General features: G+C 69.6%; 22 protein-coding genes. 12 read left to right on the forward strand and 10 right to left on the reverse strand.

Annotation, left to right across the window (positions count from 1 at the left end):
- Positions 1–21 precede the first annotated feature (21 nt).
- From ACKI2N_RS04495 to ACKI2N_RS04505, 3 genes are all read left to right on the forward strand, one after another.
- Entirely contained in the window at positions 22–717 is a 696-nt protein-coding gene (locus tag ACKI2N_RS04495; protein ID WP_420997734.1) for a TerC family protein, read from the forward strand.
- Between the two features lie 318 nt (positions 718–1,035).
- On the forward strand, positions 1,036–1,578 hold the full coding sequence (locus tag ACKI2N_RS04500) for a pilin (RefSeq protein ID WP_420997735.1): 543 nt from the start codon (positions 1,036–1,038) through the stop codon (positions 1,576–1,578).
- Positions 1,579–1,695: 117 nt separating this feature from the next.
- The gene (locus tag ACKI2N_RS04505) at positions 1,696–3,588 is read left to right on the forward strand and encodes a PglL family O-oligosaccharyltransferase (protein WP_420997736.1); all 1,893 of its coding nucleotides are present in this window, start codon (positions 1,696–1,698) and stop codon (positions 3,586–3,588) included.
- 69 nt (positions 3,589–3,657) lie between these two features.
- Here ACKI2N_RS04505 and ACKI2N_RS04510 read toward each other — a convergent pair whose 3' ends face one another.
- The 3 genes from ACKI2N_RS04510 to moaC form a co-directional block, all read right to left on the reverse strand.
- Entirely contained in the window at positions 3,658–4,197 is a 540-nt protein-coding gene (locus tag ACKI2N_RS04510) for a hypothetical protein (protein ID WP_420997737.1), read from the reverse strand.
- An 86-nt stretch (positions 4,198–4,283) separates the two neighbouring features.
- On the reverse strand, positions 4,284–4,577 hold the full coding sequence (locus ACKI2N_RS04515) for a hypothetical protein (RefSeq protein ID WP_420997738.1): 294 nt from the start codon (positions 4,575–4,577) through the stop codon (positions 4,284–4,286).
- Positions 4,578–4,988: 411 nt separating this feature from the next.
- The gene (gene moaC / locus ACKI2N_RS04520; RefSeq protein WP_420997739.1) at positions 4,989–5,468 is read right to left on the reverse strand and encodes a cyclic pyranopterin monophosphate synthase MoaC; all 480 of its coding nucleotides are present in this window, start codon (positions 5,466–5,468) and stop codon (positions 4,989–4,991) included.
- A 315-nt stretch (positions 5,469–5,783) separates the two neighbouring features.
- Here moaC and ACKI2N_RS04525 point away from each other — a divergent pair, with 315 nt between their 5' ends.
- Entirely contained in the window at positions 5,784–7,391 is a 1,608-nt protein-coding gene (locus ACKI2N_RS04525) for a M48 family metalloprotease (RefSeq protein ID WP_420997772.1), read from the forward strand.
- A 13-nt stretch (positions 7,392–7,404) separates the two neighbouring features.
- Here ACKI2N_RS04525 and ACKI2N_RS04530 read toward each other — a convergent pair whose 3' ends face one another.
- The 6 genes from ACKI2N_RS04530 to ACKI2N_RS04555 form a co-directional block, all read right to left on the reverse strand.
- On the reverse strand, positions 7,405–7,998 hold the full coding sequence (locus tag ACKI2N_RS04530) for a DUF2946 family protein (protein ID WP_420997740.1): 594 nt from the start codon (positions 7,996–7,998) through the stop codon (positions 7,405–7,407).
- 71 nt (positions 7,999–8,069) lie between these two features.
- Positions 8,070–9,077 carry a YheT family hydrolase gene (locus ACKI2N_RS04535; RefSeq protein ID WP_420997741.1) on the reverse strand — a complete coding sequence of 336 codons (1,008 nt, stop codon included), beginning with the start codon at positions 9,075–9,077 and terminating at the stop codon, positions 8,070–8,072.
- 13 nt (positions 9,078–9,090) lie between these two features.
- Positions 9,091–9,531 carry a YybH family protein gene (locus tag ACKI2N_RS04540; protein WP_420997742.1) on the reverse strand — a complete coding sequence of 147 codons (441 nt, stop codon included), beginning with the start codon at positions 9,529–9,531 and terminating at the stop codon, positions 9,091–9,093.
- Between the two features lie 56 nt (positions 9,532–9,587).
- On the reverse strand, positions 9,588–10,610 hold the full coding sequence (gene waaF, locus ACKI2N_RS04545; RefSeq protein WP_420997743.1) for a lipopolysaccharide heptosyltransferase II: 1,023 nt from the start codon (positions 10,608–10,610) through the stop codon (positions 9,588–9,590).
- 148 nt (positions 10,611–10,758) lie between these two features.
- Positions 10,759–10,953, reverse strand: a complete 195-nt coding sequence (locus ACKI2N_RS04550) for a zinc-finger domain-containing protein (RefSeq protein ID WP_420997744.1) — start codon at positions 10,951–10,953, stop codon at positions 10,759–10,761.
- A 173-nt stretch (positions 10,954–11,126) separates the two neighbouring features.
- Positions 11,127–12,047 carry a branched-chain amino acid transaminase gene (locus tag ACKI2N_RS04555; protein ID WP_420997745.1) on the reverse strand — a complete coding sequence of 307 codons (921 nt, stop codon included), beginning with the start codon at positions 12,045–12,047 and terminating at the stop codon, positions 11,127–11,129.
- 1,089 nt (positions 12,048–13,136) lie between these two features.
- On the opposite strand from ACKI2N_RS04555, the gene ACKI2N_RS04560 reads away from it, so the two are divergent.
- From ACKI2N_RS04560 to ACKI2N_RS04575, 4 genes are all read left to right on the forward strand, one after another.
- Complete coding sequence (locus ACKI2N_RS04560; RefSeq protein ID WP_420997773.1) at positions 13,137–16,067, forward strand: DEAD/DEAH box helicase; 2,931 nt, start codon at positions 13,137–13,139, stop codon at positions 16,065–16,067.
- A gap of 252 nt (positions 16,068–16,319) precedes the next feature.
- On the forward strand, positions 16,320–17,342 hold the full coding sequence (locus tag ACKI2N_RS04565) for a Bug family tripartite tricarboxylate transporter substrate binding protein (protein ID WP_420997746.1): 1,023 nt from the start codon (positions 16,320–16,322) through the stop codon (positions 17,340–17,342).
- A 375-nt stretch (positions 17,343–17,717) separates the two neighbouring features.
- Positions 17,718–18,527, forward strand: coding sequence for an AzlC family ABC transporter permease (locus ACKI2N_RS04570; RefSeq protein ID WP_420997747.1), 810 nt, complete (start codon positions 17,718–17,720; stop codon positions 18,525–18,527).
- Positions 18,524–18,847 carry an AzlD domain-containing protein gene (locus ACKI2N_RS04575; RefSeq protein WP_420997748.1) on the forward strand — a complete coding sequence of 108 codons (324 nt, stop codon included), beginning with the start codon at positions 18,524–18,526 and terminating at the stop codon, positions 18,845–18,847. Before ACKI2N_RS04570 ends, ACKI2N_RS04575 begins: the two co-directional genes overlap by 4 nt.
- 72 nt (positions 18,848–18,919) lie before the next feature.
- Here ACKI2N_RS04575 and ACKI2N_RS04580 read toward each other — a convergent pair whose 3' ends face one another.
- Positions 18,920–20,062, reverse strand: coding sequence for a helix-turn-helix transcriptional regulator (locus ACKI2N_RS04580; protein WP_420997749.1), 1,143 nt, complete (start codon positions 20,060–20,062; stop codon positions 18,920–18,922).
- A gap of 351 nt (positions 20,063–20,413) precedes the next feature.
- Between ACKI2N_RS04580 and ACKI2N_RS04585 the strand changes: the two genes are divergently transcribed.
- The 4 genes from ACKI2N_RS04585 (at position 20,414) to ACKI2N_RS04600 (ending at position 25,433) form a co-directional block, all read left to right on the forward strand.
- Positions 20,414–21,622, forward strand: coding sequence for a phosphoglycerate kinase (locus tag ACKI2N_RS04585; RefSeq protein WP_420997750.1), 1,209 nt, complete (start codon positions 20,414–20,416; stop codon positions 21,620–21,622).
- 149 nt (positions 21,623–21,771) lie between these two features.
- Positions 21,772–23,208 (forward strand): pyruvate kinase, encoded by a 1,437-nt coding sequence (gene pyk, locus ACKI2N_RS04590; RefSeq protein ID WP_420997751.1) that lies wholly within the window; start codon positions 21,772–21,774, stop codon positions 23,206–23,208.
- Between the two features lie 114 nt (positions 23,209–23,322).
- Positions 23,323–24,387, forward strand: a complete 1,065-nt coding sequence (gene fba / locus ACKI2N_RS04595) for a class II fructose-bisphosphate aldolase (RefSeq protein ID WP_029043902.1) — start codon at positions 23,323–23,325, stop codon at positions 24,385–24,387.
- Between the two features lie 137 nt (positions 24,388–24,524).
- Positions 24,525–25,433: a phosphoribosylaminoimidazolesuccinocarboxamide synthase gene (locus ACKI2N_RS04600; RefSeq protein WP_420997752.1), complete on the forward strand. Its 909-nt coding sequence runs from the start codon at positions 24,525–24,527 to the stop codon at positions 25,431–25,433.
- Positions 25,434–25,530: the final 97 nt, after the last annotated feature.

Raw genomic sequence — 25,530 nt, forward strand, 5'->3', positions numbered from 1 at the left:
GAAAACTCGAGGAGCTTTACCGTGGAACTGTTGTCCTCCACCGCGTTCTGGATCGCGCTGGGATCCATCATCCTGACCAACATCGTGCTCTCCGGCGACAACGCCGTGGTGATCGCGCTCGCCTCGCGCAACCTGCCGCCCGCGCAACAGAAGAAAGCCATCTTCTGGGGCAGCGCCGCCGCCATCGTCATGCGCGTGATCCTGACCGTCGCCGCGGTCAAGCTGCTGAGCCTGCCGTACCTCAAGATCGTCGGCGCCGCGCTGCTGGTCTATATCGGCGTCCAGCTGCTGACCGGCGACGACGACGAGGAAGGCCACGCCGCCAAGGACAACATCTGGGCCGCGATCCGCACCATCCTGATCGCCGACCTGGTGATGTCGCTCGACAACGTGGTCGCCGTGGCCGCCGCCGCGCAGAAGGGCCCCGAAGGCAGCCAGCTGATGCTGCTGGTGCTGGGCCTGGGCCTGTCGATCCCCCTGATCGTGTTCGGCAGCACCATCCTGCTCAAGGTCATGGACCGCTTCCCCATCATCATCGTGCTGGGCGCCGCGCTGCTGGGCTACCTCGCCGGCGAAATGCTGGTGAGCGACCCGGTCGACGCCGCCTGGTTCGAAATGCACGTGCCGCACGCGCACCTGGTGTTCGGCATCGTCGGCGCCGCGCTGGTGGTGGTGATCGGCAAGCTGATGCAGAAACGCGCGGCACAGCCGGCGTGACGGGCTGAAGCGACTCTCGCCCGCAGCGGGCGGGAACTGCGATTGCGCGGGGCTCTTTGAAGCACCGCGGGACGGGTGGCCTCGGGGCCACCCGTTTCGTTTTCCGGCCTGCCGCTTTCGCTGTTTGACTTCAGTGCGGCTTCGTACAGAGTTAAGCGAAATCGTCGGTTTACTGACCTTCCGCGTCATCGCAGGTGACAAAATTTGCGCCCGGTCAAAACCTGCAATCCCCCCAAGTGGCGAAAATTGTCACCCGGCGACGACGTTTTCAGGGTTTGCGGCGCTGGCACGCTAACTGCTAAGAACTTGCAGCATCACATGAAACAAAATGTTTCTATTTGTATCCAAAATTCCTTCGAGGGGTCAATCATGCAACAACGAGTGCAACTGAAGAAACTGGGCCGCCGTGCCCAGAAGGGCTTTACGCTGATCGAACTGATGATCGTGGTCGCGATCATCGGTATCCTGGCGGCGATTGCTATTCCGCAGTATCAGGACTACACGGTCAAGGCGAAGTTGTCGAAGGTGGCATCGTGCGCGGAGCCCCTTAAGCTGGCAGTTGCGCTGTATGCGCAGACGAACGGTGCGCTTCCCACGGCGACGGACGACTGGACCGGCTTGGGTCTGTCGGCGGCACCTACGGCGACGACCGAGTGTTCCGCGATCTCGGTTACTGCGACCACGGGCGCTGTAGTTGTCACGATGGCTAACATCAAAGCCGCCACGATCGACACCAAGACGGTCACTTTCACGCCTGATGTCAATAGCACCGCCGTGAACTGGACTCCGTCGACGACCAGCGATGATCCCTTGGTGCTGGCCTACTTCAAGTCCACAACTCCTGCCGCAGCCCCCCAATAACCTTGATGTAGCGACTAGGTTCAATGGAAAAGAAAAAGCGCCTCCGGGCGCTTTTTCTTTTCCCATCCCCCAAGCTATCATCCGCCTTTTGCCAACCCGGCATAACAAGGCACCCGCATGCTGCCCTCCCGGTCAGCCATTTCACTCAGCTTCCTCTTCGCCACGCTCGTCGTGCCGCTGCTGGTCTCGCGGCACACGCTTCCGCTCGCCACGTTCTACGGGGAATGGGCTTCCGCGCTGTTGTTCGCGCTTGCGGTGATCGTGCTGGGGACCGTGACGCCCGGGCGAGCCGGCAATTTCGCCTACCAGGCGGAGCCGGCTCAATTTCCGTGGATCATCCTGTTTCCTTTGTGGCTGATCGCCACCGGCATCGCGCAGGGTCTTGCCGGCATGGCCGACGTGTCCGGCAGCCGGCTGGTGACCGAGCTGGCGCTGGCGCTCGCCGCGGCCGTGATGTGGGCGGCCTGGCGGCAGGGCAGGGCCGCGTCGTCGCAGGAGCGGCAGGCAATGGCCGACACGCTCGCCACGGCGTGGCTGGTGGCGGGCCTGCTGGGCACGCTGGCGCAGTGGGCCCAGGTCTTCAACCTGGAGCCGGACACGTTCGGGCTGGTCTCTACCTACTTCTACGACGACAACCGCCGCCTGTGGGGCAACCTGAACCAGCCCAACCACCAGGCCACGGTCGAGGGCCTGGCGCTGGCGGCCGGGGTCTGGCTGGCCGCGCGCGGCTGGCTGCGCGCGCCTGCCTGGCTGGCGGCCGTGCTGCTGCTGGAGAGCGGCATCGTGCTGTCGGGCTCGCGCACGGGCGTGCTGCACGTGGGGCTGGCCGCGGCCTACGCGCTGGCGGCGGCGTGCATGGCGCGCGGGCAGGGCACTGGCGGCGCCGCGCGGCAGCGCGGGCATAACCCGATGCGCCGCCCGGCCGGGCTGGTGTTTGCCGCGATGGCGATGGTGGCGATGCTGCTGGTGCTGCAGCCCGCGATCAAGAGCGCGGGGCAGGCGATGGGCTGGCGGCTGTTCGATACCGTGGCGCAGTTGCAGGGCGCCGACCAGCTTTCCGCGCGCGGCGCGCTGTGGGCGCACGCGTGGGCGATGTTCCGCGCGCATCCGTGGCTGGGCGTGAGCTGGGGCGAGTTCGGCTGGGCGCAGTTCCAGCAGATGGCGCAGGTGGGCGTGAGGGTGGAGATGTCCTTGCATGCCCACAATGCGGTGCTGGACCTGCTGGCCAAGACCGGTATCGTGGGCTCCGCGGGCGTGCTGCTGTCGCTGCTGGCGTGGCTGTGCCGCGTGGCGTACCGGCGCCTGTGGCGCGGCGATGCGCCGGAGCGGGCGCAGACGGTCCTGGTGCTGACCTGGCTGGCGATGCTGGGCGCGCACTCGATGCTGGAGTACCCGCTGCACTATCTGTACTTCCTGCTGCCGTTCTGCTTCATGCTGGGCTGGCTGGAGCCGTCCGGCTTCGGCCGCTTGCGGCTGCCGCGCGCGGCGGCCGTACTGACCGGCCTCGTCTTCGCGGGCGCGTCCGCGGCCGTTCTGGCGACCATGTGGCAGGATTTCCGCCGCGCCGAGGCGCGCGAGTACGCCCACGCCGAGCGCCGCGCCGCGCTGCCCATGCCGCAGCGCTGGTTCCGCCAGGCAGCCGGTTCGGACGCCGCGGAGGACGCGGTCATCACGCCGGCCAACGCCGCGCAACTGCTGGCGCCGCATATCGCCGCCGTCCACCTGCTGCCCACGCCGACCCTGATCGCGCGCACCGCCTGGCTGCTCGCGCTGACCGGCGACCCCGCGCAGGGCCGCGTCTGGCTCGAGCGGCTGCGCTTCTATTACGCCGGCGACGAGGCGCGCCAGTTCGCCGAGGTGGCGCAGGCCTGCGCCGGCGTGGATGCGGCCGCGCGGCCGCAGGCGTTCTGCGACTGGGTCCAGGCACGCAGCAAGGCGCAGCCCGGCCGCAAGCCGGCGCAGGATCTGGAGGACAACGCCCAGGACAGCGCGGAGGATGGTCCCGGATAAACGCATCCCGCGCTGCGGCCGGCCTTCCGGCCGGCGCATGCGCGGGATGCGGGACCGGCAAGGCGCCGGTTACTGCGGCGGGGGCGCGTAGCCCGGCGGCGGGGGCGGATAGTAGTAGGTGGGCGCCGGCGGCCGCGGGGACGAGGACACCATCTGGCCATAGACCGGCACGCGGTGGCCGCTGGCGTACATGCATTGCACGTAGGCGGCGTCGTAGCGGCGCTGGCTGCCGTAGCCGGAAGCCTGCGCGTTGCCGGCGCCGACCGCGGCACCGGTCAGCAGGCCTACGCCCGCGCCCACGGCCGCGCCGGAGCCGCCGTTGAACGCCGCGCCGGCGGCCGCGCCGAGCGCGGTGCCGATGGCCGCGCTGCCCAGCGCGCTGCCGGTGGCGGCCTGGTTGGCGGTGACGCCGCCGACCTGCCCGAAGGCGAACTGGCGGCAGCTATAGTCGTCGGCCCGGAACTGGTCGAAATTCTTGCCCGTGCCCGGCAGCACCATCACGCTCGGGCCGCTGGGCATCACGGCGCAGCCGGCCAGCGCCAGCGCGGCCAGGGGCAGGGCCAGCAGGACGGGCCGCTTGGACAGGCCCGGGCGGGGGAACGCTTTCATCTGGGTACCTCGATACTGGTCAACGAATCGTCTCGCGCGGCCGCCGCGAGGCGGCGCGCGTTCTGGAATGCCGCACCGGCGCGGCGTCAGGCCGGCGGCTGGGCCGGGACTTTCTGCCAGCCGCCCGGGCAGGCCTTGATATACGGGTAGTAGCCGTCAGGCTGGTTGCAGTGGTACCAGAACGCCTGCTCGGGCGCCGGCGCGGCGGCTGCCGGGCCGCCTCCCATGTCGACCGGGCCGTCCTGGCCTTGCTCGATATATTGCGGCGGCGACGACGGTACCGCAACCACCGGCGGATAGTAATAAGGCGGGGCGTAGTACGGGTAGGGGTAGCCCCAGCCGTAGCCATAACCGAAGCCGGGGCCGATCACGACCCCCACGCTGCCGTGCCATCCGCCATGCCAACCGCCTCCGCCGTGCCATCCGCCACCACCATGCCACCCGCCGCCGCCGCGGGCCGCGAAAGCGGCTCCGCTCGCACCCAGCGCCACCAACATCAGCACTATCTGGCCAACCCTACGCCCGTTCATCTTGCTCACCTTGGATTGATGCGGAGCGACGCCCCGCGGGCGGCGCAACGGCGCCTCCCTGACTGCATTGAATACCAATTTTCCCGATGTGGCGCGGGCCTCGCGGCTGGCGAAATGCGGCGTTACGCTTGTTACAGCGGAACGGTCCGGGCCAAGCCTGTGTCACGAACGGTAAGAAAACCGGACACGCGCGAGAGATGGATGCGATACCTGGCGCTGGCCGGCAACGCACCGCCGCCATCGCCGGCGCGACGGCCTGGCTCATACGCCCGCCACCCAGTCCCCGGACTTCCCCCCGTGCTTCTCCAGCAGCCGCACGTCGCCCATCACCATGCCGCGGTCCACCGCCTTGCACATGTCGTAGATGGTCAGCAGGGCCACCTGCACGCCGGTCAGCGCTTCCATCTCCACGCCGGTCTGGCCGTGGGTTTCGGCGCGCACCGTGCAGCGGATGGCGGATGCGGCCTCGTCCAGGGCGAAGTCGACCGCCACCTTGGTGAGCGACAGCGGATGGCACAGCGGGATCAGTTCGGAGGTGCGCTTGGTGGCCATGATGGCGGCCACGCGGGCGATGCCCAGCACGTCGCCTTTCTTCGCGTTGCCGTCGCGCACCAGCGCGAAGGTGGCGGGCAGCATCGTGATGGTGCCGGTGGCGAGGGCCACGCGGTGGCTGTGCGCCTTGGCGCCGACGTCGACCATATGGGCTTGTCCGGCGGAATCGAAGTGGGTGAGCTGGCTCATGGCGTGGGTGGGAAGCGAGGGGGGAGTTGCGGAAACGCCGGGCTCGGCGCCGGCCGGCGCGCGCGGTCCGGGCATGTGCGGGCGTGCCCGATGGGAATGGTTTCCGGAGGCCGCTATCATAGCAAGATGCGCAAGAATCCAACGCTCCGCGGAGCGCTCTCCTCGCCCGCCCGACAGGCTCGCCCGGCATCGTCCGCGCCACTTCCGCGGCATGCCGGCGCCGCCGCTTCCTTCGCCGTGGCCGGCCTTGCGCGCCGCTCGCTGGCGGCGTGGCTGGCGCTGGCGGTGGCGCTGCCCGCATGGCCGCAGCAGCGGATGCTGCTGAACGACCCCGCGCGCACCGCCGCCGATGCCGCCTATGGCGCCGACAGCAGCGACCAGGTCTACGACAACCTGAACCGCAGCGTGAAGGCAGGGCAGAAGTCCGAGTTCGGGCTGCGCACCAACAACACGGTGGTGGAGGGCAGCGGCGTGCAGCTGCCCGACCTCGGCGATCCTTCCACCGCCTCGCTCACGCCCGACATGGAGCGGCGCCTGGGCGAGCACATCATGCGCGACATCCGGCGCGACCCGGACTATGTGGTCGATCCGCTGCTGGCCGACTACCTGAACTCGCTGGGCTACCGCCTGGTGCAGGCGGCGCGCCGGCAGAACATCTCGGGCTCGACCGGCTCGGGCACCTTCGCCACCGGCTTCGAGCTGTTCGCGGTGCGCGACCGCAGCATCAACGCCTTCGCGCTGCCCGGCGGCTACATCGGCGTCAATACCGGCCTGCTGGTGCAGTCGGAGACCGAGTCGGAGCTGGCCTCGGTGCTGGGCCACGAAATCGGCCACGTGATGCAGCGGCATATCGCGCGCGGCATCACCTCGCAGGACCAGTCGATGTGGATCGCGCTGGCGTCGATGGTGCTGGCCGGGCTGGCCGCCACCAAGAGCGGCGACGCGGCCTCGGCGCTGGCGATGGGCGGGCAGGCGGCGGCGGTCGCCAACCAGTTGTCGTTCTCGCGCGGCGCGGAGCGCGAGGCCGACCGCGTCGGTTTCCAGATCATGACCGCGGCCGGCTTCGACCCGCAGGGCATGCCGGACTTCTTCAAGCGCCTGCAGCGGGTGATGGGCATCTCGGAAAGCTCGATGCCGTCCTACGTGCGCACCCACCCGCTGACCTCGGAGCGCATTGCCGACATGCAGGACCGCGTCAGCCACGTGGCGGCGCGCCACGTCGGCAGCACGCCCGAGTACGAGTTCGCGCGGGTGCGCTCGCGCATCATCCAGGAAACCACGCCGAGCGACCTGCAGAACGCGCGCGCCGCGCTGCAGGCGCAGCTCGCCTCGGCCCCGCCGGCGCGCGTGCCGGCGCTGTACTACGGCATGGCCTTCGCCGACCAGCGCCTGGGCCGCAACGCCGCCGCCGAGCAGTCGCTGGCCGAGGCCCGCCGGCTCTACGGCACCATCCCCGGGGCCACCTCGGGCAGCCCCATGCTGGACGTGATGGCGATCGAGCTGGCGCGCGCCCAGGGCCGGCCGCAGGATGCGCTCAACCAGGCCATGGCGTCGATGAAGGCCTTCCCGCTCTCGCACGCCGTGGCGGTGAGCTACGCGGCGACCTTGCTCGGCGCCGGGCGCCTGGACCAGGCGGTGGCCTTCCTGCGCGAGCGCACGCGCGAGGATCTGGCGCGCTCCGAATGGTGGGACATGCTGGCGCGGGCCTACGCCGCGCAGGGCCGGCGCGTGCAGCAGCACCAGGCGCTGGCCGAGAAGTACGCCATCGACGGCGCCTACCAGGCCGCCATCGAGCAATTGCAGATCGCGCGCAAGGCCGGCGACGGGGACTTCTACACGCTGTCGGAAGTCGACGCGCGGCTGCACCAGCTCGAGCGGCAGTTCCGCGAGGAAAAGCAGGACAACAAGGGCATGCCGAACTAGCCCCGGCCGCCGCTCAGGCGGCCTTTTCCCCGGCCGGCGGCGCCGGCTGCCGCACGAAGCCGTAGCGGGCCGGCACCTCGTCCTGGGCGATCGGCTCGATCGGCACGTCGACGCCATTGAAGTGGAACACGCCGAGATTGCCGCCGCAGGCCTCGCCATGCCAGGTGCAGGTGCTGCTGAAGGCATCGAGGTCATGGTCATGCAGCAGCGCGGCCGCCACGCCGCCGGCCGCTTCGCCCTCGATCTCGCCGGTCAGCACCACGTTGCCGTGTTCGTCGGCGTGGCAGCCGCGCAGCGTGAAGGCGCGGCCCGTGGTGGTATGCAGGCGGCCCTGGTGCAGCCGCGCGATCCAGGGCGCGTAGGCCAATGCCACGAACACGCGCTGCGGCCCGTTCTGGAAATACCAGGCGCCACGCTCGTCATGCTGGTAGTTGCGCTCGATGAACGCCACCAGCGCCTCGTGCCGGATCGGGTCGCCGGACAGGCCGTGCTGCTGGGCGTACTCGTTGCGCATGCGCCATTGGCCGCGCCGGTCCAGCGCCAGCCAGCCGTAGCAGTTGGGTACGTTGGGCCAACGGGCCATGGCTTGCTTGACTGTCTCGTCCATGATTGCTGTCTCCTGTGCGGGAGGCCCGGGAGCGGGCCGCCTCGCCGGTCGGTGCTGGCGGTGCCGGCGTGCTACGCCACGCTGTCGAAAAACTGCAGGATGCGCGCCGGCAGCCACTCGATATGGCCAGCATACGGCAGCACGGGCAAGGCCCGCAGCAGATCTTCGCGCGGCGTCATGAAACCGACGTGACCGCCGTGCGCCGGCTGCTCCAGCCGGACCTGCGGGCTGACGTCGGCGGGGCCGGGCAGGTAGCGCGCCGGCAGGAAGGGATCGTTGCGCGCGTTGAGCACCAGCGTGGGCACGGCGACGGCCCCGAGCAGCGGCTTGCTGGAGGCGCGCGCCCAGTAGTCGTCGGTATCGCGAAAGCCGTGCAGCGGCGCGGTCACGATATTGTCGAAGGTGTACAGGTCGCGGCTGGCCAGCATGGCCGCGCGGTCGAACAGGCCGGGATACTGGTGCAGCTTGTCGAGCGACTTGCGCTTGAGCGTCTGCAGGAACATGCGCGTGTAGAGCATGTTGAAGCCCTGCGACAGCGCCGCGCCGCCGCCGGCCAGGTCCAGCGGCGCAGATACCGATGCGGCCGCGCCGACGAAGCCCGCGCCGCCTTCCTCGCCCAGGTAGCGCAGCAGCGCGTTGCCGCCCAGCGAGATGCCCACCGCCAGCAGCTTGCGCCCGTGCGCGCAGTATTGGCGGTGCAGCCGCTCCAGGATCCAGCGGATCTCGTCCGAGTCGCCGGAATGGTAGAAGCGCGGCGCCAGGTTGAGTTCGCCCGAGCAGCCGCGGAAATGCGGCACCACGCCCTGCCAGCCGCGCGCGGCCAGCGCATGCATCATGGTCTGCGCGTAGTGGCTGTCGGAATTGCCCTCCAGGCCGTGGAACATCACCAGCAGCGGCGTGCCTGGCGTGACCGCGTGGGTGGTCCAGTCGAGGTCGATGAAGTCGCCGTCGGGCGCGCTCCAGCGCTCGCGCTGGAAGGTGACGCGCGGGCGCCGCGTGAAGCGCGCGGGGATGATGGTCTGGGTGTGGCCGCCGGACAGCCACCAGGGCATGCGGCGGCCGCCGCCGAATGCGTTCATGCTGCCGCGGTTGCTAGTGCAGCGCCTGTCCCGGCGCCGTGCTCACGGTGGCGACCTGCGCGGCGTTGGCCGGGCTGCAGTGGATATGGGCCAGGCGCCAGCCTTCGTGGTTCTGCATCAGCACGTAGGTGGTGTGCACGTACAGGTCCGCTTCGACGCGGTCGTTGCCGAAGCGCAGCGCCTCGGTCACGTCGAAGATGGCCACGCCGAGCGAGGCATGGCTGCTGGTCTCGATCACGTCGATCAGCACCGGCTGCAGCTCGAGCAACTGGGCGAAGGCCTGGCGCAGCTGCTCGTGGCCGATCAGGCGCTGCCCGTCCGGCATCACGCAGGTGACCGAGTCCTCGTCCAGCCACAGGCGCAGCGAGCCGTCGGCGTCGCGCAGTTTCATGGCTTCGCGAAAGGCTTCGACAATGTCTTCGGCGGAATCGAACAGGCGGGCAAAACGAGGCATGGTGACTGGACTCAGGAATTCGTTGGCCGGATTGACGCAATGTGCGGGTCAGCGCTTCAGGCCCGGTGCAGGAGCTTGCGCAATTCCACAAACACCATCTCGGGCTCGATGTCCTTCAGGCAGCGGAGGTGACCCAGGGGACACTCCCGCTTGAAGCACGGACTGCACTCCAGCTGCAGCCACATGATACTAGCAGCCTGCGACAGCGGGGGGGTATGGCGCGGGTCGCTGGAGCCGAATACCGCGACCTGCGGGCGATTCAGCGCCGCGGTGACGTGCATCAGGCCGGAGTCGTTGCACACCGCGCCCTCGGCCAGCGCCAGCAGGTCCACGGCGTCGTCCAGCGAGGTCTGGCCGCACAGGTTGCGCACGAACGGCGCGCCCTTGACGATCTCGGCGGCGATCTCCGCGTCCTTGGGCGAGCCCAGCGCGACCATCTGCGCATACGGGAACGAGCGCTTGAGCATCTGCGCCAGCTCGGCGAAATGCGCGGCCGGCCAGCGCTTGGCCGGACCGTACTCCGCGCCAGGGCAGAACGCCACCAGGCGCGTGCCCGGCGGGATGCCGAAGCGCTCGGCGGTCTTGGCCATGCGCGCCGGGTCGGTGCGCAGGCACGGCTCGGGCAGGTTCTCGGGCAGGCGCGCGCCCGGCTTGAGCGCCAGCCGCGCGTAGTGCTCCACCATCGGCGGGCGCTGGTCGCGCGGCGGATTGGCATGGCGGATGTTGAGCATGCCGAAGCGCGCTTCGCCGCGGTAGCCGATGCGCAGCGGGATGCCGGCCAGCCACGGGATCAGCGCCGACTTGAGCGAGTTGGGCAGCACGTAGGCGGCGTCGTAGCCTTCGTTCTTGAGCTGCTGCGCGAACATCAGCCGCGCCGACAGCTGCAGCTTGCCGTGCGCCAGCTCGCTGGGGAACACCTGGTTGATCTCGGGCATGCGCGCCAGCACCGGCGCCACCCACTTGGGCGCGAGGGCATCGATGAGCAGGCGCGGATGGCGCGCTTTCATGAGCGAGAAGAGCGGCTGCGCCATCAGGGCGTCGCCGATCCAGTTGGGGGCGATGACGAGGGCTTTTTTCATGGATGGAGCGCTGCCGGAAAGAAAGGCGTGATGCAGGCGACGCGGGTGCCGGGGACGGTGCCGGCCGGGCGCGCCGCGCACGCCGACGCTCCGGCGCGCCTGGCGGCGGGCCGGAGCATCGGAACGGTGCGGTCAGGCCTGGATCGTGTCAGTGGTGGCCCTTGAGGACGGTGCCTGCCTTGAGCTTGTAGACCGTGCCGCAATACGGGCACTTCACTTCGCCGGTGTCGGCCACGTCGAGGAAAACGCGCGGATGGTAGTTCCAGGCGGGCGTGTTGCCGGTGGGGCAGTGCAGCGGAAGGTCTTCTGCGCCGATTTCGATTACGGAGGCGGTTTGCGTCATGGTGTTGCGAGGATGGTTTTGGTCTTGTGAGGGACTTGGATCCGGATCCCCGCCCGGTCCGGCGGGCGGAGCGGGCAAGGACCCGGTGACTTGGTTGGTTCGGTTCGTCGTTGGCTCGGTTCTCGTGGGTTTCCCGGGCTCGTCGTGGCTGCGGCGGTCTTTCGTCGCCGCGCTCAGACCAGCGTCAGCCAGCGCTTGTACTGCTCGCTGGTGCCGCCCACGGCGGCAAAGAAGGCATCCTGCACGCGCTTGGTGACCGGGCCGCGGCGGCCTTCGCCGATGATGCGGTCGTCCAGTTCGCGGATCGGCGTGACTTCGGCCGCGGTGCCGGTGAAGAAGGCTTCGTCGGCGCAGTAGACCTCGTCGCGCGTGATGCGCTTTTCGCGCACCGGGATGCCGAGGTCGCGGGCGATGGTGAGGATGGCGTCGCGCGTGATGCCGTCCAGGCACGAGGCCAGGTCCGGCGTGTAGATCACGCCGTCGCGCACCACGAACACGTTCTCGCCGGAGCCTTCGCTGACATAGCCTTCGGTGTCGAGCAGCAGCGCTTCGTCATAGCCCAGGCTGGTCGCTTCCTGGTTGGCCAGGATCGAGTTGATGTAGTAGCCGCTGGCCTTGGCGCGCACCAGCGAGACGTTGACGTGGTGGCGCGTGAACGAAGACGTCTTGACGCGGATGCCGCGCTCCATGCCTTCCTCGCCCAGGTAGGCGCCCCACGGCCACGCGGCGATCGCCACGTGGATGGTGTTGCCCTTGGCCGAGACTCCCAGCTTTTCCGAGCCGATCCACACCAGCGGGCGGATATAGCAGGACTCGAGCTGGTTGACCTTGACCACCTCGCGCTGCGCCTGCGCCAGCGTGGCTTCGTCGAAGGGCATCGCCATCTGGAAGATCTTGGCCGAGTTGAACAGGCGGCGGGTATGCTCCTTGAGGCGGAAGATCGCGGTGCCGTCCGGTGTCTTGTAGGCGCGCACGCCTTCGAACACGCCCATGCCGTAGTGCAGGGTATGGGTCAGCACGTGGATCTTGGCGTCGCGCCATTCGACCAGCTTGCCGTCCATCCAGATTTTTCCGTCGCGATCCGCCATCGACATGGTCTTCTCCGTGTGCGCCGCCGGCAATGCCCGGCAATGCAAAAGCGACATTGTAAACCCCGGGACCCACGGTGCCAACGCGGGCGCGGGGCCGCCGCAGCTTAAAATCGTCACATTTTCCCCGTCACCATGCCGCCCGTGCCCCTGCTGCCATCGTCCCCTTCCGCCGCCCGCGGCGCCGATCCGCTGGCCGGCCTGCTGCGCGACGCCTTGTTTTCGGGGGCGCAGGAGCAGGTGGTCGAGCCGCTGCTGGCGTTGTCCGGCGACCTCTTCGACCAGGCGCGGGCGCTGGTGGACGCCATGCTGGCGGCCGGCGACGCGCAAGCGCTCGACCGCGTGGCGCCGACATACCGCTGGCGCATCGTGCTGGCCGCGCTGGACATCTTCTTCTACGACTGGGACCCGCGCCTGCGGCCCTGCGTGGACTACGCGCTGGCCTGCGCGCGCGAACAGGCGCCGGCGCTGCCGCCGCCTGTCCGCAGCACGCTGGCGCTGGCGCAACTGTTCGCCGGCGACGTCCCCGGCGCGCTGGCGCTGATGCCGGCGCGCGGCGGCACCGGCGACGACGCTGCCCAGCGCGCCTTCGCCCGCTTGCAGCAAGGCGACTGGCCCGGCGCGCAGGCCGGCTTCGAGGCCGCGCTCAAGCAGTTGCGCGCCGAGACCGGGCAGCGCACCGGGCTGCTGGGGCCCACGCTGGCGCCGTTCTACCCGCTTGCGCTGCTGGCGCAGCGCTCGCCCGCCCAGCTGGAGCGCGCCCGCAAGTTCTGCCAGGCGGAAGCGGGCACGCGCACGCCGGCGGCCCAGGGGCGCTGGGGTTTGTGGGTCCACGCGCTCGACGTGCGGCGCGGCGACGCGCGGCTGGACGAGGCCGCCTTCGCCCTGGAGCCTGAGGTGCCGCCGCTGGCGCGGTTCTGGCGCGTGCTGCTGCGCGCGTGGCTGGGCGACGGCGTGCCGGCCAGCGGGCGCCGCCAGCCGGAAGCCGCGCGTGCCAGCGCCGTGGCCGTCCTGCGCGGCCAGCTGCAGGCTTGCGGCCTGCACTGGCTCGACCTGCAGCTCGAAGGCGCGGCGGCGCTGGCGGCCGGGGAGCCGGTGCCCGGGCACTTCTTCGCCGGCCAGCGCCGCGAGAGCTGGCGGCTGGCGCTCGACGCGCTGCAGGCGCTGGCCGGCGAGGCGCGCGCGCCCGACGGCGCCAGCGCCAGCCGCCTGCTGTGGGCGGTGACGCTGGACGCCGACGGCGCGATCGGCACCATCGAACCGCTGGAGCAGGTGCGCGGGCCGCGCGGCTGGAACAAGCCGCGCCCGCTGCCGCTGGCGAAGCTGGCCGAGGACGACCGGCTCGAGCCGTGGGACGCCCGCGTGGCGCGCGCGATCCGGCGCGACCAGTCCTACCGCCGCCGCCACGTGCTCGACCGCGCCGCCGCCATGCTGGCGCTGGTCGGCCACCCGGGCGTGGTGCTGGCGCAGGCGCCCGAGCAGACGCTGGAAGTGGTCGAGGGCGCGCCCACGCTGGAAGTGGTGCGCGAAGGCACGCGCTATACGCTGCGCGTGTCGCCGCCGCTGCGCGAGGCGCCGGACCTGGACGGCTTCCTGCCGGCCGGCAGCCGGGCCGAGGCCGAGGCGCTGCGCCAGATCACGGTGCTGCGCGACGGCTCGCAGCGCCTGCGCGTGATCCGCCTCACGCCGGCGCAGCAAAGCGCCGCCCAGCTGATCGCGGGCGGGCTGGCCGTGCCGGCCGAGGCGCAGGGCCAGCTCGACGCCACGCTGCGCGCGCTGTCGGGACATTTCCAGGTGCATTCCGACCACGGCGGCGGCACGCGCGAGCTCGAAGCCGAAAGCCGCCTGCGCGCCGAGCTGGCGCCGCAGGGCGAGGGCCTGGCGCTGCGCCTGGTGGTGACGCCGCTGGGGCCGCTGGGCCCGCGCCTGGCGCCGGGCAGCGGGCGCGAGCGGCTGATGGCGGCGGTGCAGGGCGAGTCGCTCGCCACCCAGCGCGACCTCGCCGCCGAGCTGGCCAACGTGGCCGAGGTGTTCGACGCGCTGCCCTTCCTGGTGCCGCGCGCGCCCGAGAGCGGCGAGTACGACTGGACGCTGGCCGACCCGGAAGAAGCGCTCTCGGTGGTCGAGGCATTGCCCGGCCTGGCCGGCGTGCAGGCGCTGGAATGGCCGCGCGGCAAGGAAGTGCGGGTGGCCGGCGCCGACCTCGCCCAGCTGGCGGTGCGCATCGAAACCGAAAGCGCCTGGTTCAAGCTGGTCGGCGAGCTGCGCGTGGCCGAAGGGCTGGTGGTGCAGCTCGGCGAACTGCTGGCCTGGGCCGCCAGCCACGCCGGGCGCTTCATGCCGATGGGGCAGGGCGTCTACGTGGCGCTCACGCGCAGCCTGCGCGCGCGGCTGCGCGACCTGGCCAGCGTGGCCCACGGCGCGCGCGACGGCATCCAGGTGCCGCTGATGGCCGCGCCCTGGCTGGACGACGTGCTGGCCGGCGCCGGCGTCGATCCCGACCGCCATTTCCGCGAGCGCGTGCGGCGCCTGCGCGGCGCGCGCGCCAGCCAGGCCGCGCTGCCCGCCAACCTGGCGGCCGAGCTGCGGCCATACCAGGAAGACGGCTACCGCTGGGCCATGTCGCTGGCCGAGGCCGGCTTCGGCGCCTGCCTGGCCGACGACATGGGGCTGGGCAAGACCTTGCAGGCGCTGGCGGTGATGCTGGCGCGCGCGCCCGGCGGCGCCGCGCTGGTGATCGCGCCCACTTCGGTATGCGGCAACTGGGCCGAGGAGGCGCGCCGCTTCGCCCCCACGCTGCGCGTGCATCTCTATGCCGACAGCACCGCCGACAGCGAACGCAAGGCGCTGCTGGCCCAGGCCGGCGCGTTCGACGTGGTGATCGTCACCTACACGCTGCTGCTGCAGGCGCGCGAGGCCTTCTGCCAGCGCGAATGGCACACCGTGGTGGCCGACGAGGCGCAGTCCTTCAAGAACGCCGCCGCCCGGCGCTCGCAGGCCATTTTCGAGCTCCGGGCCGGTTTCCGCATGGCCTTGTCCGGCACGCCGGTCGAGAACCGGCTGGCCGAGCTGTGGTCGATCATGCGCTTCTGCAATCCCGGGCTGCTCGGCTCGCTGGCGCGCTTCAACGAGCATTTCGCGGTGCCGGTCGAGCGCAACGGCGTGCGCGAGGCCGCGCTGCGGCTGCGCCGCATGATCGCCTCGTTCGTGCTGCGCCGGACCAAGGCCCAGGTGCTCGACGAGCTGCCGCCGCGCACCGAACTGGTCCTGCGCGTCGAGCCCGACGCGGTGGAAGCCGCCCACTACGAAGCGCTGCGCCGCCAGGCGCTGGCCGAGGCCGAGGCCGCGGTGGCCGCGCCGCCGCGCCGGGCAAAGCGGGGCGCGCCGGCCCCCGAGGCCCGCATCCACGTGCTGGCGCAACTGATGCGGCTGCGCCGCGCGGCCTGCGACGCGCGGCTGGTCACGCCCGAGATCGATCCCGGCCAGGACGGCGCCAAGCTGCGCGCGTTCGTGGAACTGGCCGGCGAGCTGGCCGCCAATGGCCACAAGACGCTGGTGTTCAGCCAGTTCGTCGATTTCCTGCAGTTGCTGCGCGGCGGGCTCGAGCGGGCCGGGCTGGCCTGGCAATACCTCGACGGCGCCACCCCGGCGGCCGAGCGCACCCGCCGCGTGGCGGCTTTCCAGGCCGGCGAGGGCGACGTCTTCCTGATCAGCCTGAAGGCCGGCGGCTTCGGCCTGAACCTGACCGCGGCGGACTACGTCATCATCGCCGACCCGTGGTGGAACCCCGCCGCCGAGGACCAGGCCATGGGCCGCGCCCACCGCATCGGCCAGCAGCGGCCGGTCACGGTGTACCGGCTGATCAGCGCCGGCACCATCGAGGAGCGCATCCTCACGCTGCACCACGGCAAGCGCGCGCTGGCGGACGGCATCCTGGAGGCCGGCGAGGAGGGCGGCGCGGGGATGGACGGCACGGCGGCGCCGCTGCCCGACATCGACGAGCTGGTGGGGCTGCTGCGCAGTTGAGCCGGCCGGCGGACGGGCCCTGGCGGGTCCGAAGGGGCTCCATGTCTGCTTATGCCAACATGGCATACCTTCAAGCGAACTGGATCGTTGGTAACGCGGCGGATCGTTGGTATCTTGCTGTCCTGGCCCGGGGCGCAGACCCCGGCCGGCAAGCCTCCTTCCGCCTTGAGTTTGCTTCGATTTCGCTTCGATTTCGCTTCGATTTCGCTTCGATTTTTTTCTTGCGATCCTTTCCTTCCGACGGTGTCCCCCATGTTCCGCATTGCTTCCCGCCGCTCCCCATTCAGCATCCGCGCTTCGCGCCTGGCCGCCGGCCTCGGCGCGCTGGCAGCGCTCTGCGCGCTTTCCACGCCGGCCCGTGCCCAGGGCGCGGAGTGGCCGAACCAGCCCATCACCATCCTGATGGGATTCACCGCCGGCTCGGGCGTGGACATGGTCGGCCGCACGCTGCAGGAATCGCTGCAGAAGTCGCTCAAGGCCACCATCATCTATGACTACCGGCCCGGCGCCGGCGGCAACGTGGCCTCCGAAGTGGTGGCCCACGCCAAGCCCGACGGCTATACGCTGCTGCTCGGCACCGCCGCCACCCACGGCATCAACCCGGCCTTGTACAAGAGCCTGCCGTTCGACGCCGAGGCCGATTTCACGCCGGTGGCGCCGCTGGTCGAAGTCTCCAACGTGCTGACCGTGAACCCCGCCGTGATCGACGTGAAGTCGGTCAAGGAATTCATCGAGAAGGTCAAGGCCAGCCCCGGCAAGTACAACTACGCCTCCACCGGCAACGGCACCGGCACCCACCTGGCCTTCGCCGAGTTCAACGCGCGCGCCGGCCTGGACATGGTGCACGTGCCCTACAAGGGCGGCCCCGACGCGCTGCAGGCCGTGCTCAAGGGCGAGGTCTGCTGCATCTTCAACCAGGTGCAGAGCGTGCTGCCGCAATACCGCGCCGGCAAGGTGCGCCTGCTGGGCGTGACCACCAAGAGCCGCGTGGCGGTGATTCCCGAAGTGCCGACCATCGCCGAGAGCGGCCTGCCGGGCTTCAACAGCACCATCTGGTTCGGCTTCTTCGGGCCGAAGGGGCTCGATCCGAAGATCGGCAAGAAGATCAACGAGGCGGTCAAGGTGGCGCTGGAAACGCCGGCGATCCGGCAGAAGCTGATCGAGGCGGGGAATTCGCCCCGGGTCGAGACGGTGGAGCAGTTCCGGGAGACGGTGAAGGCGGACCGGAAGAAGTGGGCGGGGGTGGTGAAGAGTGTGGGGGCTTCTATCGATTGATTTTGGTTGATGTGGCTGGTTGACGGTGTGGTGTGGCTGGCCGGTGCTGGCTGGCGTTTCCACCTTCGACGTCAACGGCGGTTTCACCTCCCCTGCGGGGAGGCGACCTACTTTCTTGTCTTGCCAAGAAAGTAGGCAAAGAAGGCGACCCGTATGCGGCGACACCCCCTCGCCGCAGACGGGACTTGACCCCCTTCCACGGCTCGCTTCGCTTTGCCGTGGGCGTGCCGGGAATGTCGGGTTTGCCTGCTTTTTCTGGTCTTTCCCTGGTCTTATTCCTATTAAGCGAATGCTTACGTGGGGGCGGGGTGGCTCTATAATGGCCGCTTGCCGCGCGGGCTTGCCTTGCTCGCCGCCCCATCCCTGCCTCGAATCATGACCTTCCAGTCTCCCCAGGCCCTGCAGCGTGCCTGGCAGCGCTTTGATCCGGCCGAACGGGCGGGTTTTGTCGATGGCGCGCGCTATTTCGCGCCTTCCCTGCCGGCGGTGTTTTCGTGGGGGCTGGTGACCGGGGTGGCGATGAGCAAGTCGGTGATGACGGTGCCGGAGGCCATCGGCATGTCGTTGCTGGTCTATGCGGGTTCGGCGCAGCTGGCGGTGCTGCCGCTGTTCGCGGCGGGATTGCCGCTGTGGACGATCTGGCTGACGGCGGCCATCGTCAACCTGCGCTTCGTGATCTTCAGCGCCGGGCTGCAGCCGCATTTCAGCCATCTGCCGCTGTGGCGCCGCACGTTGCTGGGATCGTTCAACGGCGACCTCCATTTCGTCTATTTCATGCAGCGTTATGCCACGCCGGGCTATGAGCCGGGCAAGGAAGGGTATTTCTGGGGCATGGCGCTGACCAACTTCGCCATGTGGCAGGTCTCCTCCATCGTCGGCATCGTGCTGGCGAGCGCGTTTCCGGACAGCTGGGGCCTGGCGCTGGCCGGCACCATGGCGCTGATCCCGGTGATGGTGTCCACCATCGGTTCGCGCTCGACGCTGCTGGCGGTCGCGGTGGCGGCCACGCTGGCGCTGCTGTGCTTCGACCTGCCTTACCGGCTCGGGCTGGTGGTGGCGGTGGTGGGGGCGATCGCGGCCGGCATGGCCAGCGACGAACTGGCGGCGCGCGCCACGCTGCGCGGCATCCGCCGCCGCAAGGACGCGCACGGCGGCGCGGCGCACTCGGCGGAGGACCGCGCATGAGCCATGTCGAGATCTGGATCGCGCTGGCCGGCATGGCGGCGGTCACCATCGTCACGCGCGCCCTGTTCCTGATGGCGGGCGAGCGCGTGACCGTGCCCGACCGTCTCCAGCGCGCGCTGCGCTATGCGCCGGCGGCCGCGCTGGCGGCCATCATCCTGCCGGACCTGATGACCTGGCAGGGGCATTTCTCGGTGGCGCCCGGCAACTACAAGCTGGTGGCCGGCGCGGTGGCGCTGGGCTTTTACCTGCTGACGCGGCGCATGGTCGGCATGATCGCGGCCGGCATGGCCGTGTACACCGGCCTGCGCCTGTTCGTGTGAGCGCCGCGCCCGGGGGCTGGTGGCTTGAGGGCCTGGGAAGGCCTGGGAAGGCCTGGGAAGGCCTGAAGGGCGTCAGCCCGGCCTGGCGCTGCCCACCGCCTGCGGTGCCGCCGGCGCCGGCCCGAGCGCCGCGCCGAGCTGGGTCAGCAGCCGCGCCAGGCGCGCCTGCGTGCCGGTGCCGGTCTTGAGGAAGACCGCCTTGAGCTGGCTGCGCGCGGTTTCGTGCCGCACGCGCAGGCGCTCGCTGGCTTCGGGCAGGCCCATGCCGGTGGCCAGCAGCACCGCCAGCCGGATCTCCGCCGGGGTCAGCCCGTAGAGATCGCGCAGCAGTTGCGGCAGGTGCCCGGCCGACGGGGCATCTTCATGGATCACCACCAGCGCCGCCGGTTTCTGCCACGGCAGCGCGAACCGGTGCGACGGCGGCAGCGGCAGCACGAGCACCTGGGCGCTGCTGCCGTCGGCGTGACGCGCCTGCGCGGCCTGGGCCGGCTGCAGGCTGCCGGCGGAGCAGGCGGCGGCCACCATGTCGGCCAGCGGCCGGCTGAGCTGCCACTCGCCGGCCTTGCCGGCGGGGTCGAGGCGCCGCACCCAGCGCTCGCCGATGGCGTTGCTCAGCAGCACGCGCCGCTCGGGCGAGAAGGCGATCAGGCCGAACGACATCCGCTCCAGCACCTGCGCCGACAGCTGGGCCTGCATGGACAGCCCGATGGCGCGGTCGCGCATGGCCATGGCGCTGCGCATGTGAGGCAGGGCCCAGTCCAGCGCGCGGGTGTCCGCCTCGGTGAACACGCCCTGCGAGAACGAGCGCTGCAGCGCGAAGTACACCTCGTAGTGCGGCTGCCGCTCCACCAGGCAGGCGGCGTAGGAGCACAAGTCGAAGCGGTGGAAGAAATCGCGGTAGAACGGGTTGCGCCGCATGGCGCCCTCGCCGAAATCGCGCGCGTCGATATACCACTGCCCGGGCGACAGTTTCTGCGCGAACAGCTTGCCCGGATCGATCTCGTGGTATTCGCATTCGTAGGCGGTGAACAGCTCCCGCACCGGGCGCACCATCTCGTTGACCGTCATCAGGTCGCGGTCGGTGTCGCGCACGATCATCGAGGCGTGCGCGCAGCCGACGATATTGCTGATGGTGTGCAGGCTGCGCTGCCAGGCCTGCGCGTCGAGAATCCCTTCGTACAAGCCACGGATTGCCCCGTGCATGTCCTCGTTCATGATTACCCCCGCATCGCGACACCGGCAGATGCCGTGTGGCGCCGGCGCCGCTTCCCGAAAGCGCGCCCGGCTCTTTGCCGTGGGTCCCGTCTGCTGTCGCGGTCCTCTGGCTTTGTCTTTGCATGCAAATTTGTACACACATTGCATGCTTTTTCGCAGGTTACGAGACAGCCGCCGAATCTTTCACCCCCCATTCAGGGGGTACGTTGCATGGATGCGGCAGCTTTGTTTTCGATTGTGATTAATGATTAACCCGACTGCCGGAGGGCAAGGTGCCCAAACGCGCAAAACGGCAGTTGCGATCAGGTAAAATGCCGAATTTCCCCGATTTTCGCTCTCTTCCACATCGCCATGACCTCTGTCCTGCGTCTTTCCGATCTCATCTCCCAAGGCAAAATCGCCGGCAAGCGCGTGTTCATCCGCGCGGACCTGAACGTGCCCCAGGATGACGCCGGCCATATCACCGAAGACACCCGCATCCGCGCCTCCGTGCCGGCCATCGAGGCCTGCCTGGCGGCGGGCGCCGCCGTGATGGTGACCTCGCACCTGGGCCGCCCGACCGAGGGCGAGTTCAAGCCCGAGGATTCGCTCGCGCCGGTGGCCAGGCGCCTGTCCGAGCTGCTGGGCAAGCCGGTCAGGCTCGTGCAGAACTGGGTCGACGGCACCGGCGAGGTCAGCCAGGTCAAGCCCGGCGAAGTGGTGCTGCTGGAAAACTGCCGCGTCAACAAGGGCGAGAAGAAGAACAGCGACGAGCTGGCGCAGAAGATGGCCCGGCTGTGCGACGTCTACGTCAACGACGCCTTCGGCACCGCCCACCGCGCCGAGGCCACCACCCACGGCATCGCGAAGTACGCGCCCGTGGCCTGCGCCGGCCCGCTGCTGGCCGCCGAGATCGACGCGCTGGGCAAGGCGCTGGGCCAGCCGGCGCGCCCGCTGGTGGCCATCGTGGCCGGCTCCAAGGTCTCGACCAAGCTGACCATCCTCAAGACGCTGGCCGACAAGGTGGACAACCTGATCGTCGGCGGCGGCATCGCCAACACCTTCATGCTGGCCGCCGGCCTCAAGATCGGCAAGTCGCTGGCCGAGCCGGACCTGGTGGCCGACGCGCGCTCCATCATCGAGCTGATGGCCGCCCGCGGCGCCTCGGTGCCGATTCCCGTGGACGTGGTGTGCGCCAAGGAATTCAGCGCCTCTGCCGCGGCCACGGTCAAGGACGCGGCGGACGTGGCCGACGACGACATGATCCTCGACATCGGCCCCAGGACCGCGCAGATGCTGGCGGGGCAGCTCAAGGCCGCCGGCACCATCGTGTGGAACGGCCCGGTCGGCGTGTTCGAGTTCGACCAGTTCAGCAACGGCACGCAGGTGCTGGCCAATGCCATCGCCGAATCCGGCGCGTTCTCCATCGCCGGCGGCGGCGACACGCTGGCCGCCATCGCCAAGTACAACATTGCCGACCGCGTGGGCTATATCTCCACCGGCGGCGGGGCTTTCCTGGAATTCCTGGAAGGCAAGAAGCTGCCCGCTTTCGAAGTGCTGGAACAGCGCGCCGCCGGCTGAGATGCCGACGGCGCGCGGGCGGCGCCGGGCGCGCCGCCGCGCCATGCCCGTTACGACATCGCCGGGCCGGGCCCCGGCGGCCTGACCATGCATGGCAGACATGCGTGGCTACCGGACTGCGCCGGCCACAAGCCAAGGAAACCGTGTTCATGACCCGCTCGACCAAGATCGTCGCCACCATCGGCCCCGCCTCCAGCACGCTGGAGATCCTCACGCGCATGATCGCGGCGGGCGTGGACGTGGTGCGCCTGAACTTTTCCCACGGCACGGCGCAGGACCATCTCGAGCGTGCCCGCCTGGTGCGCGAGGCGGCCCAGGCCTGCGGCCGCGAGGTCGCCATCATGGCTGACCTGCAGGGCCCCAAGATCCGCGTGGGCAGGTTCGAGCACGGCAAGGTCACGCTCAAGGCCGGCGACCCGTTCATCCTCGACGCGACCTGCGCGCTGGGCAACCAGGAGCGCGCCGGCCTCGACTACGAAGACCTGCCGCGCGACGTCGGCCCGGGCGACCTGCTGCTGCTCAACGACGGCCTGATCGTGCTGGTGGTGGACCGCGTGTTCGGCCACGAGATCTTCACCACGGTGAAGATCGGCGGCGAGCTGTCCAACAACAAGGGCATCAACCGCCAGGGCGGCGGGCTGTCGGCGCCGGCGCTGACCGCCAAGGACATGGACGACATCAAGACCGCCATGGCGCTGGGCGCGGACTACGTGGCGGTGAGCTTCCCGAAGAACGCCACCGACATGGAAATGGCGCGCCAGCTGGCCGCCGTGGCCGGCCAGCCGCATCAGCACAAGACCCGCATGATCGCCAAGATCGAGCGCGCCGAGGCGATCCGCCCGGGCGTGCTGGAAGAAATCCTGCAGGCTTCCGACGGCATCATGGTGGCGCGCGGCGACCTCGCCGTGGAAGTCGGCAACGCCGCCGTGCCGGCGCTGCAGAAGCGCATGATCCGGCTGGCGCGCGAGGCCAACAAGCTGACCATCACCGCCACCCAGATGATGGAGAGCATGATCGTCAACCCGGTGCCGACGCGCGCCGAGGTCTCCGACGTGGCCAACGCCGTGCTGGACGGCACCGATGCCGTGATGCTGTCGGCCGAGACCGCCGCCGGGCGCTACCCCGTGGAAACCGTGGAGGCCATGGCCGCGGTGTGCGTGGAAGCGGAAAAATCGGAAGTGGTGCAGCTCGACACCGACTTCCTCAACCAGACCTTCGCCCGCATCGACCAGTCGATCGCCATGGGTGCGTTGTTCACCGCCTATCATTTGCAGGTGAAGGCCATCGCCGCGCTGACCGATTCCGGCGCCACCGCATTGTGGATGAGCCGGCACCGCATCCACGTGCCGATCTACGCCATGACGCCCAACCTGGCCTCGCAGCGCAAGATGCAGCTCTACCGCAACGTGGTGGCGCTGCCGCTGGAAGCCAGCACCGACCGCGACACCGCGCTGGAGCAGGCCGAGGAACTGCTGCTGGCGCGCGGCGTGGTGCAGCGCGGCGACTTCATCGTGCTGACCATCGGCGAGCCGATGGGCCAGCCCGGCGGCACCAACACGCTGAAGATCGTCAGGGTCGGCGCCTGATGCCGGGATCCGTGCCTTGCCGGACGCAAGGGGCGGCGCGGACCCGGGACAATACGAATACGAAGAACCGAGCGAAATACCGAGACACCCCATTCTTTCTTTAGGAGTTTTGACATGCCACTCGTATCGATGCGCCAGCTGCTCGACCACGCCGCCGAAAACGGCTACGGTCTGCCCGCCTTCAACGTCAACAACCTGGAGCAGGTCCAGGCCATCATGCAGGCCGCCGACGAAGTCAATGCGCCGGTGATCATGCAAGCCTCGGCCGGCGCGCGCAAGTACGCGGGCGAGCACTTCCTGCGCCACCTGATCGAAGCCGCGGTGGAGGCCTACCCGCACATCCCGGTGGTGATGCACCAGGACCACGGCCAGTCGCCGGCGGTCTGCCAGGCCGCCATCGACCTGGGCTTCTCCTCGGTGATGATGGACGGCTCGCTGCGCGAAGACGGCAAGACCCCGTCCGACTATGAGTACAACATCGACGTGACCCGCAAGGTGGTGCAGCTCTCGCACGCCATCGGCGTGACCGTCGAAGGCGAGCTCGGCTGCCTGGGCTCGCTCGAGACCGGCGAAGCCGGCGAGGAAGACGGCATCGGCGCCGAAGGCAAGCTGGACCATTCCATGCTGCTGACCGACCCCGAGCAGGCCGCCGACTTCGTCAAGGCCACCCAGCTCGACGCGCTGGCCATCGCCATCGGCACCTCGCACGGCGCCTACAAGTTCACCCGCAAGCCCACCGGCGACATCCTGGCGATCGACCGCATCAAGGAAATTCACGCCCGCATCCCCAACACCCACCTGGTGATGCACGGCTCGTCCTCGGTGCCGCAGGAACTGCTCGAAGAGATCCGCAAGTTCGGCGGCGACATGAAGGAAACCTACGGCGTGCCGGTCGAGGAAATCCAGGAGGCGATCAAGTTCGGCGTGCGCAAGATCAACATCGACACCGACATCCGCCTGGCCATGACCGGCGCGATCCGCCGCTTCTTCGCCGAGAACCCGAGCAAGTTCGACCCGCGCGAATACCTCAAGCCGGCCCGCGAAGCGGCCAAGCTGGTGTGCAAGGCGCGCTACGTCGCGTTCGGCTGCGAAGGCCAGGCCTCGAAGATCAAGCCGGTCTCGCTCGACGCGATCGCCCAGCAGTACAAGTCGGGCGCGCTCGCGCAGGTCGTGCAGTAAATTGCTGTCCGCGCCGCCGGCGTGCCGGCGGCGCCAACGTATGCCCTGAGTCCCCGGCCGGGCCCCCGGCGCGGGGGCCGACGGGGACGACGCTTTTCCAGGCCGCGCGCCTGGCGCCGCGTTTTATCGGAACCACCATGTCCAACGCCCTCTATCAGTCCTCCATCACTTCGCTGCCGCTGCTCGGCCACGGCAAGGTCCGCGACAACTACGCCGTCGGCGACGACAAGCTGCTGATCGTCACCTCCGACCGCCTGTCCGCGTTCGACGTCATCCTGGGCGAGCCGATTCCCGGCAAGGGCCGCGTGCTCAACCAGATGGCCAACTTCTGGTTCAAGAAGCTGGCCCACATCGTGCCGAACCACGAGACCGATGTCAGCGCCGAAAGCGTGGTGAGCCCGGCCGAGGTCGAGCAGGTCCGGGGTCGCGCCGTGGTGGTCAAGCGCCTCAAGCCGATGCTGGTCGAAGCCGTGGTGCGCGGCTACCTGGCCGGCAGCGGCTGGAAGGACTACCAGGCCACCGGCAGCGTGTGCGGCATCGCGCTGCCCGCCGGCCTGCAGAACGCGCAGAAGCTGCCCGAGCCGATCTTCACCCCGGCCGCCAAGGCCGAGATGGGCGAGCACGACGAGAACATCTCGTTCGGCGAAGTCGAGACCCGCATCGGCGTGGACCTCGCGCGCCAGATGCGCGACATCTCGATCCGCCTGTACAAGGAAGCGGCCGACTACGCCGCCACGCGCGGCATCATCATCGCCGACACCAAGTTCGAGTTCGGCCTGGACGATGACGGCACGCTGACGCTGATGGACGAAGTGCTGACCGCCGACTCGTCGCGCTTCTGGCCGGCGGACTCATACCAGGTCGGCACCAACCCGCCGTCGTTCGACAAGCAGTTCGTGCGCGACTGGCTCGAAGCCGTGCGCATCGACGGCAAGCCCTGGCCCAAGACCGCGCCGGCGCCCAGGCTGCCCGAGGACGTGATCGAGAAGACCGCCGCCAAGTACCGCGAGGCGCTGACTCGGCTCACCGGCGAGGAATTGCAGTAATTTGGAGCGGCGGCGCCGGTTCCGGCAGGATGCGCCGGAGCAAACCGCCGAAAGGCGTGACCCGGCGCGGCAAAGCGTGCCGGACGGATTCATAAGG

Source organism: Cupriavidus sp. 30B13 (assembly GCF_049059565.2).
Classification (GTDB): Bacteria; Pseudomonadota; Gammaproteobacteria; order Burkholderiales; family Burkholderiaceae; genus Cupriavidus.

What these genes read in the sequence shown, in the direction of transcription:
- waaF (WP_420997743.1), bottom strand. Translation starts at nt 10,610, where the DNA reads ATGAAAAAAGCCCTCGTCATCGCCCCCAACTGGATCGGCGACGCCCTG.
- moaC (WP_420997739.1), bottom strand. Translation starts at nt 5,468, where the DNA reads ATGAGCCAGCTCACCCACTTCGATTCCGCCGGACAAGCCCATATGGTC.
- ACKI2N_RS04565 (WP_420997746.1), top strand. Translation starts at nt 16,320, where the DNA reads ATGTTCCGCATTGCTTCCCGCCGCTCCCCATTCAGCATCCGCGCTTCG.
- ACKI2N_RS04600 (WP_420997752.1), top strand. Translation starts at nt 24,525, where the DNA reads ATGTCCAACGCCCTCTATCAGTCCTCCATCACTTCGCTGCCGCTGCTC.
- ACKI2N_RS04510 (WP_420997737.1), bottom strand. Translation starts at nt 4,197, where the DNA reads ATGAAAGCGTTCCCCCGCCCGGGCCTGTCCAAGCGGCCCGTCCTGCTG.
- ACKI2N_RS04550 (WP_420997744.1), bottom strand. Translation starts at nt 10,953, where the DNA reads ATGACGCAAACCGCCTCCGTAATCGAAATCGGCGCAGAAGACCTTCCG.
- ACKI2N_RS04575 (WP_420997748.1), top strand. Translation starts at nt 18,524, where the DNA reads ATGAGCCATGTCGAGATCTGGATCGCGCTGGCCGGCATGGCGGCGGTC.
- ACKI2N_RS04540 (WP_420997742.1), bottom strand. Translation starts at nt 9,531, where the DNA reads ATGCCTCGTTTTGCCCGCCTGTTCGATTCCGCCGAAGACATTGTCGAA.
- fba (WP_029043902.1), top strand. Translation starts at nt 23,323, where the DNA reads ATGCCACTCGTATCGATGCGCCAGCTGCTCGACCACGCCGCCGAAAAC.
- ACKI2N_RS04500 (WP_420997735.1), top strand. Translation starts at nt 1,036, where the DNA reads ATGAAACAAAATGTTTCTATTTGTATCCAAAATTCCTTCGAGGGGTCA.
- ACKI2N_RS04525 (WP_420997772.1), top strand. Translation starts at nt 5,784, where the DNA reads ATGCTGCTGAACGACCCCGCGCGCACCGCCGCCGATGCCGCCTATGGC.
- ACKI2N_RS04580 (WP_420997749.1), bottom strand. Translation starts at nt 20,062, where the DNA reads ATGAACGAGGACATGCACGGGGCAATCCGTGGCTTGTACGAAGGGATT.
- ACKI2N_RS04570 (WP_420997747.1), top strand. Translation starts at nt 17,718, where the DNA reads ATGACCTTCCAGTCTCCCCAGGCCCTGCAGCGTGCCTGGCAGCGCTTT.
- ACKI2N_RS04530 (WP_420997740.1), bottom strand. Translation starts at nt 7,998, where the DNA reads ATGGACGAGACAGTCAAGCAAGCCATGGCCCGTTGGCCCAACGTACCC.
- ACKI2N_RS04555 (WP_420997745.1), bottom strand. Translation starts at nt 12,047, where the DNA reads ATGTCGATGGCGGATCGCGACGGAAAAATCTGGATGGACGGCAAGCTG.
- ACKI2N_RS04505 (WP_420997736.1), top strand. Translation starts at nt 1,696, where the DNA reads ATGCTGCCCTCCCGGTCAGCCATTTCACTCAGCTTCCTCTTCGCCACG.
- ACKI2N_RS04535 (WP_420997741.1), bottom strand. Translation starts at nt 9,077, where the DNA reads ATGAACGCATTCGGCGGCGGCCGCCGCATGCCCTGGTGGCTGTCCGGC.
- ACKI2N_RS04585 (WP_420997750.1), top strand. Translation starts at nt 20,414, where the DNA reads ATGACCTCTGTCCTGCGTCTTTCCGATCTCATCTCCCAAGGCAAAATC.
- pyk (WP_420997751.1), top strand. Translation starts at nt 21,772, where the DNA reads ATGACCCGCTCGACCAAGATCGTCGCCACCATCGGCCCCGCCTCCAGC.